The sequence below is a fragment of the Streptomyces sp. HSS9-12 genome, from assembly GCF_054963655.1.
Genome location: NZ_JBUEGC010000086.1, coordinates 1 through 13,847 on the forward strand (window position 1 = coordinate 1; position 13,847 = coordinate 13,847).

General features: G+C 69.8%; 12 protein-coding genes and 1 pseudogene. 11 read left to right on the plus strand and 2 right to left on the minus strand.

Translation table 11 applies throughout. The annotated features are described in order from the left end of the window. Positions 1-921 (minus strand): annotated as a pseudogene (locus ACY34J_RS28090) (carbohydrate kinase family protein); the annotation flags it as partial. A gap of 109 nt (positions 922-1,030) precedes the next feature. Between ACY34J_RS28090 and uvrC the strand changes: the two are divergent. The 9 genes from uvrC (at position 1,031) to ACY34J_RS28135 (ending at position 10,322) form a co-directional block, all read left to right on the plus strand. After that, on the plus strand, positions 1,031-3,106 hold the full coding sequence (uvrC, locus tag ACY34J_RS28095) for an excinuclease ABC subunit UvrC (protein ID WP_462729451.1): 2,076 nt from the start codon (positions 1,031-1,033) through the stop codon (positions 3,104-3,106). Continuing rightward, positions 3,103-4,047 (plus strand): RNase adapter RapZ, encoded by a 945-nt coding sequence (gene rapZ / locus ACY34J_RS28100; RefSeq protein WP_462729452.1) that lies wholly within the window; start codon positions 3,103-3,105, stop codon positions 4,045-4,047. The genes uvrC and rapZ overlap by 4 nt, the downstream gene beginning before the upstream one ends. Beyond that, positions 4,044-5,153, plus strand: a complete 1,110-nt coding sequence (locus ACY34J_RS28105) for a gluconeogenesis factor YvcK family protein (RefSeq protein ID WP_462729453.1) — start codon at positions 4,044-4,046, stop codon at positions 5,151-5,153. The genes rapZ and ACY34J_RS28105 overlap by 4 nt, the downstream gene beginning before the upstream one ends. Further along, positions 5,144-6,133, plus strand: coding sequence for a DNA-binding protein WhiA (gene whiA, locus ACY34J_RS28110; protein ID WP_462729454.1), 990 nt, complete (start codon positions 5,144-5,146; stop codon positions 6,131-6,133). The genes ACY34J_RS28105 and whiA overlap by 10 nt, the downstream gene beginning before the upstream one ends. A 127-nt stretch (positions 6,134-6,260) precedes the next feature. Then, a complete protein-coding gene (gene gap, locus ACY34J_RS28115; RefSeq protein WP_462729455.1) occupies positions 6,261-7,265 on the plus strand; it encodes a type I glyceraldehyde-3-phosphate dehydrogenase in 1,005 nt (334 codons plus the stop codon). 173 nt (positions 7,266-7,438) lie between these two features. Next, a complete protein-coding gene (locus ACY34J_RS28120) occupies positions 7,439-8,641 on the plus strand; it encodes a phosphoglycerate kinase (RefSeq protein WP_462729456.1) in 1,203 nt (400 codons plus the stop codon). A gap of 6 nt (positions 8,642-8,647) precedes the next feature. After that, positions 8,648-9,436 carry a triose-phosphate isomerase gene (tpiA, locus tag ACY34J_RS28125; protein ID WP_462729457.1) on the plus strand — a complete coding sequence of 263 codons (789 nt, stop codon included), beginning with the start codon at positions 8,648-8,650 and terminating at the stop codon, positions 9,434-9,436. A 141-nt stretch (positions 9,437-9,577) separates the two neighbouring features. Continuing rightward, entirely contained in the window at positions 9,578-9,814 is a 237-nt protein-coding gene (gene secG / locus ACY34J_RS28130) for a preprotein translocase subunit SecG (RefSeq protein WP_462729458.1), read from the plus strand. Positions 9,815-9,986: 172 nt separating this feature from the next. Next, the gene (locus ACY34J_RS28135) at positions 9,987-10,322 is read left to right on the plus strand and encodes an RNA polymerase-binding protein RbpA (protein ID WP_201874269.1); all 336 of its coding nucleotides are present in this window, start codon (positions 9,987-9,989) and stop codon (positions 10,320-10,322) included. 88 nt (positions 10,323-10,410) lie between these two features. Here the strand turns inward: ACY34J_RS28135 and ACY34J_RS28140 are convergent, their stop codons facing one another. Continuing rightward, positions 10,411-11,607 carry a S8 family peptidase gene (locus ACY34J_RS28140; RefSeq protein WP_462729459.1) on the minus strand — a complete coding sequence of 399 codons (1,197 nt, stop codon included), beginning with the start codon at positions 11,605-11,607 and terminating at the stop codon, positions 10,411-10,413. A gap of 189 nt (positions 11,608-11,796) precedes the next feature. Here ACY34J_RS28140 and ACY34J_RS28145 point away from each other — a divergent pair, with 189 nt between their 5' ends. Both ACY34J_RS28145 and pgi read left to right on the plus strand, forming a co-directional pair. Then, positions 11,797-12,075: a hypothetical protein gene (locus tag ACY34J_RS28145; RefSeq protein WP_462729460.1), complete on the plus strand. Its 279-nt coding sequence runs from the start codon at positions 11,797-11,799 to the stop codon at positions 12,073-12,075. A gap of 58 nt (positions 12,076-12,133) precedes the next feature. Next, positions 12,134-13,786, plus strand: a complete 1,653-nt coding sequence (gene pgi, locus ACY34J_RS28150) for a glucose-6-phosphate isomerase (RefSeq protein ID WP_462729461.1) — start codon at positions 12,134-12,136, stop codon at positions 13,784-13,786. The last annotated feature ends 61 nt before the right edge of the window (positions 13,787-13,847 follow it).

Consider the following 13,847-nt stretch of genomic DNA (forward strand, 5'->3'; position numbering starts at 1 on the left):
GAGTCCACGAGTTCGGCCGCGTACGGCGGCTGCGCGCCCGCGCGGGAGCAGGTGACCGCTGCCGCGCGGGCGGCGAAGCCCAGGATGTCCCGCCAGCCCTCGCCGTCCAGACCCGTCAGGGCGGCGGCGGACAGGGCGTCGTGCGCGGCCAGCCGGTGCAGCAGGGCGGCATTCACCGTGTCGCCCGCGCCGATGGTGTCCACCACCTCGGTCCGCTCGCCGGGCACCGAGAACTCTCCCACGCGGGTCAGCGCCGTCAGCCCGTCCCCGCCCCGGGTGAGGACCACGGCGGACGGTCCTGCCTCCAGCCACTCCTCAGGGCTGCCGCCCAGCCACTGCGCGTCCTCCTCCGACAGCTTCAGCAGGGCGGTGTACGGCAGCCAGGAGCGGAAGCGGGCCCGGTAGGCGTCCGGCTCCGGTATCAGCCCGGCCCGGATGTTCGGGTCCAGCGCCGTGAACACCCCACGCCCGGCCTCCCGCCGCAGCAGTGCCTCGTACGCACTCGCGCCGGGCTCCAGCACCAGCGAGCAGGTGCCCAGCGAGAGCGCGCGCGTACTCTCCGGGAGCGCACGAGGCAGCGCGAACAGCCGGTCCGCGGTGCCCTCCACATAGAAGCCGTAACCCGCCGAGCCGTCGGCGGCGATGTCGGCGACCGCCAGCGTGGTGGGCTCCGGACCGCGCTGGACCAGCGAGGTGTCCACGCCCGCGGCCCGCAGCCCGCAGCCCGCCCAGCAGCGCCTCCCCGAAGCCGTCCCCGGACACCCGCGAGCAGAAGGCGACCGGCGAGCCGAGCCGCCCCAGCGCGATCGCCGTGTTGTACGGCCCGCCGCCGGGCCGGGGCAGCAGCGCGGGCAGCACATCCCCCTCCGGGACCGGGCCGGGGACGAGGTCGATCAGGGCTTCTCCAGCTACGACGATCACGGCCAGATCCTCACCCGTGAACGGGCCGGGAGTCCACCTCCCGGGCGGCGGCACCGTAACGTCGAGAACAGCGACAGTACTGTCACTGCACGCCAGTAGGGTGAAGGGCATGGCCGACCCCAGCAGCTACCGACCCAAGCCGGGACAGATCCCCGACTCGCCGGGGGTCTACAGGTTCCGCGACGAGCACGGCCGCGTGATCTACGTCGGGAAGGCGAAGAGCCTGCGCCACCGGCTCTCCTCGTACTTCCAGGACCTCGCCGGCCTGCACCCGCGTACCCGCACCATGGTCACCACCGCGGCCTCCGTCGAGTGGACGGTGGTCTCCACCGAGGTCGAGGCGCTGCAGCTGGAGTATTCCTGGATCAAGGAGTACGACCCCCGCTTCAACGTCAAGTACCGCGACGACAAGAGCTACCCCTCGCTCGCCGTCACCCTGAACGAGGAGTTCCCCCGCGTCCAGGTCATGCGCGGACTCAAGAAAAAGGGCGTGCGCTACTTCGGCCCGTACGCCCACGCCTGGGCGATCCGCGAGACCGTCGATCTGATGCTGCGGGTCTTTCCCGTCCGCACCTGCTCCGCCGGGGTGTTCAAGCGCTCCCAGCAGATCGGCCGCCCCTGCCTGCTGGGTTATATCGGCAAGTGCTCCGCGCCCTGCGTCGGCCGCGTCACCCCCGAGGAACACCGCGAACTCGCCGAAGACTTCTGCGACTTCATGGCCGGCCGCACCGGAACGTATCTGCGCCGCCTGGAGAAGCAGATGCAACAGGCCGCGGAGGACATGGAGTACGAGAAGGCCGCGCGGCTGCGTGACGACATAGGAGCGCTGCGGCGGGCGATGGAGAAGAACGCCGTCGTCCTGGCCGACGCCACCGACGCCGACCTGATCGCGGTCGCCGAGGACGAGCTGGAGGCCGCCGTCCAGATCTTCCACGTCCGCGGCGGCCGCGTGCGCGGCCAGCGCGGCTGGGTCACCGACAAGGTCGAGGCCGTCGACACCGCAGGCCTCGTCGAGCACGCCCTGCAGCAGCTCTACGGCGACGAGAGCGGCGACAGCGTCCCGCGCGAGGTGCTGGTCCCCGCCCTCCCGGACCCGACGGACCCCATCGCGCAGTGGCTCGCCGACCGCCGCGGCTCCCGGGTCGACCTGCGCATCCCCCAGCGCGGCGACAAGAAGGACCTGATGGCCACCGTGCAGCGCAACGCCCAGCAGGCGCTCGCGCTGCACAAGACCAAGCGCGCCTCGGACCTCACCACCCGCTCCCGGGCCCTGGAAGAGATCGCGGACGCCCTCGGCCTGGACTCCGCTCCGCTGCGCATCGAGTGCTTCGACATCTCCCACCTCCAGGGCCAGGACGTCGTGGCCTCGATGGTGGTCTTCGAGGACGGCCTCGCCCGGAAGAGCGAATACCGCCGCTTCCAGATCAAGGGCCGGGTCGGAGACGAGCAGGTCTGGCACGGCACCGGCCAGGACGACGTACGGTCCATGCACGAGGTGCTCAGCCGTCGCTTCCGCCGCTACCTGATCGAGAAGCAGAACACGGGGGAATGGGATCTCCCCGCCGAAGGCAGGGGAGGGGAGGAGCACGAGGGCGAGCCGGGGGAGGTGGGCGGACCCATCGACCCCGAGACCGGCAAGCCGCGCCGGTTCGCCTACCCGCCGCAGCTCGTCGTCGTCGACGGCGGGCAGCCGCAGGTCGCCGCCGCCAAGCGGGCACTGGACGAGCTGGGCATCGACGATGTCGCCGTGTGCGGCCTGGCCAAGCGCCTGGAGGAGGTCTGGCTCCCGGACGAGAACGATCCCGTGGTCCTGCCGCGGACCAGCGAGGGGCTGTACCTGCTCCAGCGCGTCCGGGACGAGGCACACCGCTTCGCGATCACCTACCAGCGCAGCAAGCGCAGCAAGTCCATGAAGGCCGGGCCGCTCGACACGGTCCCCGGCCTCGGCGAGGGCCGCCGCAAGGCCCTCCTGAAGCACTTCGGATCGCTCAAACGGCTGCGGGCCGCCACTATCGATGAGATCTGCCAGGTACCAGGCGTCGGCCGCAAGACCGCCGAGACGGTTGCCGCGGCCCTCGCCCGGAAGGCCCCAGCGGCTCCTGCGGTGAATACCGCCACAGGAGAGATCATTGAGGATGAGGCCTCATCCACGGCGTCGTCAGCAGAACGGGGGCAGGACACATGATCGAGATCGACGGAGACGGAGCACAGGTGAGTACGGGCACGGCGGCGGACGGCAACGGCGCGGCGGGCGGCGACGCGGCGGCCATCCCCGAGCTGGTCATCATCTCCGGCATGTCGGGCGCCGGCCGCAGCACCGCCGCCAAGTGTCTGGAGGACCTCGGCTGGTTCGTGGTCGACAACCTGCCGCCCGCCCTGATCCCCACCATGGTGGACCTCGGCGCCCGCTCCCAGGGCAACGTGGCCCGGATCGCCGTCGTCGTGGACGTGCGCGGCCGGCGCTTTTTCGACAACCTCCGCCAGTCCCTCGCCGACCTGGACGCCAAGAACGTCAAGCGCCGGGTGATCTTCCTGGAGGCGTCCGACGACGCTCTGGTGCGCCGCTTCGAGTCCGTACGCCGCCCGCATCCGCTGCAGGGCTCGGGCCGCATCGTCGACGGCATCGCCGCCGAGCGCGACCTGCTGCGCGAGCTGCGCGGCGACGCCGACCTGGTGATCGACACCTCCAGCCTCAACGTCCACGAGCTGCGCGCCAAGATGGACGCCCAGTTCGCCGGCGAGGAGGAGCCGGAGCTGCGCGCCACCGTGATGTCCTTCGGCTACAAGTACGGCCTGCCCGTCGACGCCGACCTGGTGGTGGACTGCCGCTTCCTGCCCAACCCGCACTGGGTGCCGGAGCTGCGCGCCTTCACCGGCCTCAACGAAGAGGTGTCGAACTACGTCTTCAACCAGCCCGGCGCCAAGGAGTTCCTGGACCGCTACGCCGAGCTGCTCCAGCTGATCGCCAGCGGCTACCGCCGCGAGGGCAAGCGCTATGTGACCGTCGCCGTCGGCTGCACCGGCGGCAAGCACCGCAGCGTCGCCATGTCCGAGAAGCTCGCCGCGAGGCTCGCCGCCGAAGGGGTGGAGACCGTCGTGGTGCACCGGGACATGGGGCGCGAGTGAAGACCGGCAAAACCTCGCGGCTGCGGCGCGTACGGCAGTTCGTCCCGGACCGTACGGCCCTGACCAAGGGCCGTACGGTCCGCCGGCGCGGCGCGCAGCCCAAGGTCGTCGCGCTCGGCGGCGGGCGCGGCCTGTCCGCCTCCCTCGCGGCGCTGCGCCGTATCACCGGGGATCTGACCGCGGTGGTCACCGTCGCCGACGACGGGGGCTCCACCGGGCGCCTGCGTGACGAGTTCGGCGTGCTGCCGCCCGGGGACCTCCGCAAGGCGCTCGCCGCGCTGTGCGGGGACGACGAGTGGGGCCAGACCTGGGCCCGGGTCATACAGCACCGCTTCGCCAGCGAGGGCGATCTGCACGGCCACGCCGTCGGCAATCTGCTGATCGTCGCCCTGTGGGAACAGCTCGGCGACCACGTCAAGGCCCTGGAGTGGGTCGGGCGGCTGCTCGGTGCCCACGGCCGGGTGCTGCCCATGTCCGCCGTCCCGCTCGAGCTCCAGGCGACCGTCCGCGGCCATGACCCGGCCCGCCCCCACGAGCTGTCCACCGTCTGCGGTCAGGCGACGGTGGCGCTCACCCACGGCGAGGTGCAGTCCGTCCATCTGGTTCCGGCCGACCCGCCCGCGGTCCCCGAGGCCGTCGAGGCGGTCCTCGACGCGGACTGGGTGGTACTCGGCCCCGGCTCCTGGTTCTCCTCCGTCATCCCGCATCTGCTGGTCCCGGATCTCGCCCAGGCGCTGACTGAGACCCGGGCCCGCCGGGTGCTCTCGCTCAACCTCGCACCGCAGCCCGGCGAAACCGAGGGCTTCTCCCCGCAACGTCATTTGGAGGTTTTGGCCCGACACGCCCCTAAACTCGCCTTCGACGTGGTGCTGGCCGACGAAGCCGCCGTGCCCGACCGGGAGAGTCTGACCGACGCCGCCGCCCGGCTGGGCGGGGCGGTCGAGCTGGCGCCGGTCGCCGCGGCTGCGGGCACTGCCCCGGCTGCCGCTGGGGATTCCACTCAGGCCGAAGGCTCGGGGGGCTCCCCCCGGCACGACCCGGAGCTGTTGGCCGCCGCGTACGACCGTATTTTTCGGATGCATGGAAGGATCGGCCCATGGCGATGACGGCAGCGGTGAAGGATGAAATCTCCCGGCTCCCCGTCACCCGGACCTGCTGCCGGAAGGCGGAGGTTTCGTCCATCCTGCGGTTCGCGGGCGGCCTGCACCTGGTGAGCGGTCGCATCGTGATCGAGGCCGAGCTGGACACCGGCATCGCCGCCCGTCGGCTGCGCAAGGACATCCTGGAGATCTTCGGCCACGCGTCCGACCTGGTGGTGATGGCCCCGGGCGGGCTGCGCCGCGGCAGCCGGTACGTCGTACGGGTGGTGGCGGGCGGTGACCAGCTGGCGCGGCAGACCGGTCTGGTCGACGGCCGCGGCCGCCCGATCCGCGGGCTGCCGCCGCAGGTGGTCTCCGGTGCCACCTGTGACGCCGAGGCGGCCTGGCGCGGAGCCTTTCTCGCCCACGGTTCGCTCACCGAGCCCGGCCGGTCCTCGTCGCTCGAGGTCACCTGCCCCGGCCCGGAGGCCGCCCTGGCGCTGGTGGGTGCGGCCCGCCGGCTGGGCATCGCCGCCAAGGCCCGCGAGGTGCGCGGGGTGGACCGGGTTGTCGTCCGCGACGGTGACGCTATCGGCGCACTGCTGACCCGGCTCGGCGCGCACGAGTCCGTACTGGCCTGGGAGGAGCGGCGGATGCGGCGCGAGGTCCGCGCCACCGCCAACCGGCTCGCCAACTTCGACGACGCCAATCTGCGCCGCTCGGCGCGGGCGGCGGTCGCCGCGGGTGCCCGTGTGCAGCGCGCGCTGGAGATCCTCGGCGAGGAGGTGCCCGAGCACCTGGCTGCGGCCGGCCGGCTGAGGATGGACCACAAGCAGGCGTCGCTGGAGGAGCTCGGCGCGCTCGCCGACCCGCCGCTGACGAAGGACGCCGTCGCGGGCCGGATCCGCCGACTGCTGGCGATGGCGGACAAGCGCGCACAGGAACTCGGCATCCCCGGAACGGAGTCGAACCTGACCGAGGAGATGGCCGACGGCATGGTCGGCTGACGATGGCCGACCCGACGGTGGCCGATGTCACTCCCGGGGCCTGGGGAAGGTAGGGTCGGGGGTGGTCGGGGACATCCCATACAGCTCGCCGGCGCCCAAACCGGCGTACCAACGAGGAGATCGGTTCGTGACGATCCGCGTAGGCATCAACGGATTCGGCCGCATTGGTCGCAACTACTTCCGCGCGCTCCTGGAGCAGGGTGCGGACATCGAGATCGTCGGTGTCAACGACCTGACCGACAACGAGACCCTGGTGCATCTGCTGAAGTACGACACCATCCTGGGCCGTCTGAAGCACCCGGTCAGCCACACCGAGGACACCATCACGGTCGGCAACCAGACCTTCAAGACGATGGCGGAGCGCGACCCGGCGAACCTCCCCTGGGGCGAGCTCGGTGCCGACATCGTCATCGAGTCCACCGGCATCTTCACCAAGCGCGACGACGCGGCCAAGCACCTGGCCGCCGGCGCCAAGAAGGTCATCATCTCGGCGCCCGCCAAGGGCGAGGACATCACCATCGTGATGGGCGTCAACAACGACCGGTACGACGCCGCCAAGCACCACGTCATCTCCAACGCCTCCTGCACCACCAACTGTGTGGCGCCGATGGCCAAGGTTCTCGACGAGAACTTCGGCGTCGTCAAGGGCCTGATGACGACGGTCCACGCGTACACCAACGACCAGCGCATCCTGGACTTCCCGCACAAGGACCTGCGCCGCGCCCGCGCCGCCGCGGAGAACATCATTCCGACCTCCACCGGTGCCGCCAAGGCCACCGCGCTGGTCCTCCCGCAGCTCAAGGGCAAGCTGGACGGCATCGCCATGCGCGTCCCGGTCCCGACCGGCTCCGTCACCGACCTCGTTGTGGAGCTCGAGCGTGAGGTCTCCCGCGACGAGATCAACTCCGCCTTCCAGAAGGCCGCCGAGGGCCAGCTGAGCGGCATCCTGGAGTACACGGAGGACCCGATCGTCTCCTCGGACATCGTCAACTGGCCGGCTTCCTGCACCTTCGACTCCTCGCTGACGATGGTCCAGGGCAAGCAGGTCAAGATCGTCGGCTGGTACGACAACGAGTGGGGCTACTCCAACCGCCTGGTGGACCTGACCACCTTCGTCGGCGGTCAGCTCTGATCGTCCCCGGGGACCGGGCCGCCAGGCCCAGGGGGACCACGGGCTGAGTGGGGACGCCGTCATGGGTGTCCCCCGCCTGCCAGGCATCGAGATGTGAGGACGGGGCTCGAACGACGCGACGGCGCGTCGTCCGAGCCCCGTCTCATGACTGACGAAGACGACACGGAGTCACCATGAAGACGATCGACGACCTCGACGTCAGCGGCAAGCGGGTCTTTGTCCGCGCCGATCTGAACGTGCCGCTCGACGGCACCATCATCACCGACGACGGCCGTATCCGCGCCGCCCTCCCGACCATCACCAAGCTCGTCGACTCCGGCGCCAAGGTGATCGTCGCCTCCCACCTGGGCCGCCCCAAGGGCGCCCCGGACCCGCAGTTCTCGCTCGCTCCGGCAGCCGAGCGGCTGGGTGAACTCCTCGACGCGGACGTCGCCTTCGCGGCCGACACCGTCGGCGAGTCGGCGCGGCAGACGGTGGCGAGCCTGGCCGACGGCCAGGTCGCCGTGCTGGAGAACCTGCGCTTCAACCCCGGCGAGACCAGCAAGGACGACGCCGAGCGCGCCGCCTTCGCCGACCAGCTGGCGGCCCTGGCCGATGTGTACGTCGGCGACGGCTTCGGCGCCGTGCACCGCAAGCACGCGTCCGTGTACGACCTCCCCCAGCGCCTCCCGCACGCCGCGGGCTACCTCATCGCCACCGAGGTCGCCGTCCTGAAGAAGCTCACCGAGGACGTGCAGCGCCCGTACGCGGTCGTGCTCGGCGGCGCCAAGGTCTCCGACAAGCTCGGGGTCATCGACAACCTGCTGGAGAAGGCCGACCGCATCCTGATCGGCGGCGGCATGGCGTACACCTTCCTCAAGGCCCAGGGGTACGAGATCGGCAAGTCGCTGCTGCAGGAGGACCAGATCCCCGTGTGCGGCGAGTATCTGGAGCGGGCCAAGGCGCGCGGCGTGGAATTCCTGCTCCCGGTCGACGTCGTGGTCTCGCCCGAATTCCCGGACCTGAAGACCAAGGCCCCGGCCAGTCCGGCCACGGTCGCCGCGGACGCCATCCCGGCCGACCAGGAGGGCCTCGACATCGGCCCGGAGACCCGCAAGCTGTACGCTTCGAAGCTCGCCGACGCGGCCACCGTCTTCTGGAACGGCCCGATGGGCGTCTTTGAGCACCCCGATTTCGCCGAGGGCACCCGTGCGATCGCCCAGGCGCTCGTCGACAGCCCGGCGTTCACCGTGGTGGGCGGCGGCGACTCGGCCGCGGCCGTACGCATCCTGGGCTTCGACGAGAAGGCATTCGGCCACATTTCGACCGGTGGCGGCGCGAGCCTCGAATACCTCGAGGGCAAGATGCTCCCCGGCCTGGCAGCACTGGAGGACTGACCCCATATGACCGCTCTGGAAAAGGGCCGCACCCCGCTGATGGCGGGCAACTGGAAGATGAACCTCAACCACCTCGAGGCCATCGCACACGTCCAGAAGCTCGCCTTCGCCCTGAACGACAAGGACTTCGAGGCCGTCGAGGTGGCAGTCCTCCCGCCCTTCACCGCCCTGCGTTCGGTGCAGACGCTTGTCGACGGCGACAAGCTCAAGATCGTCTACGGTGCCCAGGACCTCTCCGCGCATGACGCCGGCGCGTACACCGGGGAGATCTCCGGTGCCATGCTGTCCAAGCTGAACTGCACCTATGCCGTCGTCGGGCACTCGGAGCGCCGCCAGTACCACCACGAGAACGACGAGCTGTGCAACGCCAAGGTGAAGGCTGCGTACCGTAACGGCCTGACTCCGATCCTGTGCGTGGGCGAGGGCCTGGAGATCCGCAAGGCGGGCAACCACGTCGCGCACACGCTCGCCCAGATCGACGGCGGCCTGAAGGACATCCCGGCCGAGCAGGCCGAGACGATCGTGATCGCGTACGAGCCGGTGTGGGCCATCGGCACCGGCGAGGTCGCGACCCCGGAGGACGCCCAGGAGGTCTGCGGGGCGATCCGCGGTCGTCTCGCCGAGCTGTACAGCCAGGAGGTGGCCGACAAGGTCCGCATCCAGTACGGCGGCTCGGTCAAGAGCGGGAACGTCGCGGCGATCATGGCACAGCCGGACGTGGACGGCGCCCTGGTCGGTGGCGCCTCGCTGGACGTGGACGAGTTCGTCAAGATCGTCCGGTTCCGCGACCAGTAAAGGACCGGTGAGTAGGCCCTGGGCCCTACTCCGTCGTACCCTGTCGGGGACCGGGGCGGTGCTCCCCCACAGCTTCGCGTGGGAGGTGCCCCCGCCGCCCGGTCCCCGTCGTCCGTCACATCCGAGAGAGTTGGTCCAGCCGTGATTGTCGGGTTCTCGATCGCCCTGATCGTCTTCAGCCTGCTGCTGATGCTGCTGGTGCTCATGCACAAGGGGAAGGGCGGCGGCCTGTCCGACATGTTCGGCGGTGGCATGCAGTCCGCCGTCGGTGGCTCCTCGGTCGCCGAGCGCAACCTCGACCGGATCACGGTCGTGATCGGTCTGCTGTGGTTCGCGTGCATTGTCGTACTCGGTGTCCTGGTGAAGCTGGGCGGCTGAGGCCGTCTGACGCACCGTCGTTTGCGCGGCCTATCATGGGGTCTTGCGTCCGCTGGGCGGCGGAGTGTAACTCCTGTCATTGGACGCGCGTTGGGCCTTACGTAGACTGGGCGCCCGCAGCGGAGCCGTTCTATCGAAGCTTCGCAGCACCATCACGCAGGGAGTTACGACCGTGGCAAGTGGCAACGCGATCCGTGGAAGTCGGGTCGGCGCGGGGCCGATGGGGGAAGCTGAGCGGGGCGAGTCCGCGCCGCGCCTCCGCATCTCCTTCTGGTGCTCGAACGGGCACGAGACCCAGCCGAGCTTCGCCAGCGACGCGCAGGTTCCCGACACGTGGGACTGTCCTCGCTGCGGCTTCCCAGCCGGCAAGGACCGGGACAATCCGCCGGACCCGCCGCGCACCGAGCCCTACAAGACGCACCTCGCGTACGTACGGGAACGGCGCAGCGACGCTGACGGTGAGGCGATCCTTGCCGAGGCGCTCGCCAAGCTCCGGGGCGAGATCTAAGACGAATCGCCCATAAAGGAACAGCACAAAGGTCTGGCCCGCACCGTGGCAGTGCGGGCCAGACCTGTAGTACCGTCCGGCCGCGCGGTCAAGGGGTGATCTGCAGCAGCCGGTTGGGGGTGAGCAGCGAGCCCACGCCGCTGATCTTGTTGGGGGCGGCGGCCTTCGTCAGGGCGCCCGAGACCTGAGCGGGGCCGGCCGCAGGGTGCCCGGCGAGGTAGACCGCCGCGGCTCCGGTTACGTGCGGGGTAGCCATCGAGGTGCCCGAGATGGTGTTGGTCGCCGAGTCTCCGGTGTTCCAGGCGGAGGTGATCGACGAACCCGGGGCCAGGATGTCCACGCCGGAGCCGAAGTTGGAGTACGGGGCCATCTGGTCGTTCTTCTCCGTGGCCCCGACGGTGATCGCCTCCGACACCCGGGCCGGCGAGAAGAGGCTGGCGGGGGCGGAGGAGTTGCCGGCGGCGATCGAGTAGGTGACGCCGGAGGCGATGGACTTGCGCACGGCGGCGTCCAGCGCGGCGTCCGCGGTTCCGCCGAGGCTCATGTTCGCCACCGCCGGCTTGCGGGCATTCCTGGTCACCCAGTCGATGCCGGCGATCACCTGGGACGTCGTCCCGGAGCCGTCGTTGTCGAGCACCCGGACCGCGACGATGTTCGCCTTCTTGGCGACGCCGTAGGAGGAACCGGCGACAGTGGCCGCGACATGGGTGCCATGTCCGTTGCCGTCCTGCGCGGTGTTGTCCTTGTCGATGGCGTCGTAACCGTAGGAGGCGCGCCCGCCGAAATCCTGGTGGGTGATGCGGACACCGGTGTCGATGATGTACGCGGTGACGCCGGAGCCCGCACTGTCCGGGTAGCTGTAGGACTTGTTGAGCGGAAGGTCCGGCTGGTCGATCCGGTCAAGGCCCCAGGACGGCGGGTTGGGCTGGGTCGCCGTCGCGGTGAAGGTGTGGTCACGGGTGACCGAGGCGACGGAGGGGTCGGCCGCGAGCCGCGTTGCTTCCGCCGACGTCATCCGGGCCGAGAAGCCGTGCAGCACCTTGGTGTAGGTGTGCCCGAGCGTGGCGCCGTAGAGCGCGGACAGCGATTTGCTCTGGTCCAGCGCGGAGGTGAGGGACAGCAGTCCGGGCGCGCCGTTGAGCGTCACGATGTAGCCGTGCTCGGTGGAGGCCGGTGTCGCGGCAGATGCCGGGAGCGTGGCCGAGGAACCGAGGGTGAGCGCTGCTGTTGTTGCCAGCAGACCGGCTGCCAGTCGGCGCCGGGTCGTACTTATCGCAGGTTTCAAGAGGGGTCCCTCCTCGCCAAGAGATGGCGTGGGTGGTGGTACCAGGTGAGCTACCGCACACCAGGACTTGGAGGATTACTTACCGGCTGGTACAGCACAAGATCACACTCGGGAACGCGCACGGAACCGGCACGGAACCGGCACAGGAACGCGCACGGAAAACACACAGAAGCCGGTGATGGGACGTGCTTGAGCCACGTCGTCGCCGGAATGGTTTGGACCGTCGTCGAGGTGACGATGATGCAGCAGCGCGGTCCGGCCGAGATGCTGGGCCGGATCAGCGCCGCCTTCCGTACCCTGTCCCTGGCGGGGACCCCGCTCGGTGCGCTGTGCGGCGTGGTGGCCGGAGCCTGGGGGCTGAACGCCCCGGCGCTGGTGGCGGCCGGTCTGTTCGTCATGGGCGTTGGCGCACTGATACCCGCGGTTCACCGTGGCGCCACCGGACAGAGGCCTCATTCCGGCCTCTGATCAATTAGGTTGGAGACGCAGCGGGGCAGGTACGAGAAGAAGTGGACTGATGTCGGATATGAACGCGGACGGCCGTACCAGGCTCGACCAGATGCCGGAGTGGCTCGCGCTGAGCAGGCATCGGGAGCACACCCGGGAGGTGCATCTGCGCGATCTGTTCGCCGGCGACCCGGACCGCGGTGAGCGCCTCACCGTGCGGGTGGGCGATCTGCATGTGGACTACTCCAAGCACCTGGTGACGGACGAGACGCTGCGGCTGCTGCGGGAGCTCGCGGCGGCGACCAAGGTTGCCGAGCTGCGTGACGCGATGTTCCGCGGCGAGAAGATCAACACCACGGAGAACCGGGCCGTCCTGCACACCGCGCTGCGCGCACCGCGTGACGCGGTCATCGAGGTCGACGGCGAGAACGTCGTTCCGAAGGTGCACGCCGTACTGGACCGGATGTCCGGCTTTGCCGAGTCCGTCCGTTCCGGTAAGTGGGTCGGACACACTGGCCGCCGCATCCGCAATATCGTCAACATCGGTATCGGCGGCTCCGATCTGGGTCCGGCCATGGCCTACGAAGCCCTGCGGCCGTACACCGACCGGGCACTGACCTTCCGTTTCGTGTCCAATGTGGACGGCGCCGATCTGCATGAGGCGCTGCGCGGCCTGGACCCGGAAGAGACGCTGTTCATCGTCGCCTCCAAGACCTTCACCACGATCGAGACCGTCACCAACGCCATCTCCGCGCGGAAGTGGCTGCTCGACGGGCTCGGCCAGGACGAGGCGGCGGTCCCGTTCCACTTCGTGGCCCTGTCCACCAACGCCGAGAAGGTCGCCGGGTTCGGCATCGACACCGGGAACATGTTCGAGTTCTGGGACTGGGTCGGCGGACGGTACTCGTACGACTCCGCGATCGGCCTGTCCCTGATGATCGCCATCGGCTCGGACCGGTTCCGGGAGATGCTCGATGGTTTCCGACTCGTCGACGAGCACTTCCGCACCGCGCCGCCGGAGCGCAACGCCCCGATGCTCCTCGGCCTGCTGGGCATCTGGTACGGCAACTTCCACGACGCGCAGTCGCACGCCGTTCTGCCGTACTCCAACTACCTGTCGAAGTTCACCGCCTATCTCCAGCAGCTGGACATGGAGTCCAACGGCAAGTCGGTGGACCGCGAGGGCAATCCGGTCGGCTGGCAGACCGGACCGGTGGTCTGGGGCACCCCCGGCACCAATGGCCAGCATGCCTACTTCCAGCTGCTGCACCAGGGCACCAAGTTCATCCCGGCCGACCTGATCGGCTTCGCCCGGCCGGTCGATGAGCTTGCCCCCGAACTGGCCGCCCAGCACGACCTGCTGATGGCGAATATGTTCGCGCAGGCGCAGGCGCTGGCCTTCGGCAAGACAGCCGAGGAGGTCGCTGCGGAAGGTATCCCGCCCGAGCAGGTGCCGCACCGCACGTTCAAGGGCAACCGTCCCAACACCACGATTCTGGCCGCGGAGCTCAACCCCTCCGTGCTCGGCCAGCTGATCGCGCTGTACGAGCACAAGGTGTTCGTCCAGGGTGCCGTGTGGAACATCGACTCCTTCGATCAGTGGGGCGTCGAACTCGGCAAGGTTCTTGCCAAGCGGGTTGAGCCGGCGCTGACCGAGGGTGCCGAGGTCCCCGGGCTGGACAGCTCCACCGCCGCCTTGGTGTCCCGCTATCGCGCATTGCGGGGCCGCTAGTGCCGCGTCAGCCGGGGGTTGCCCGGTAGCGAGGTGACCTGGTGCGGTCAGCTGCAAGGCG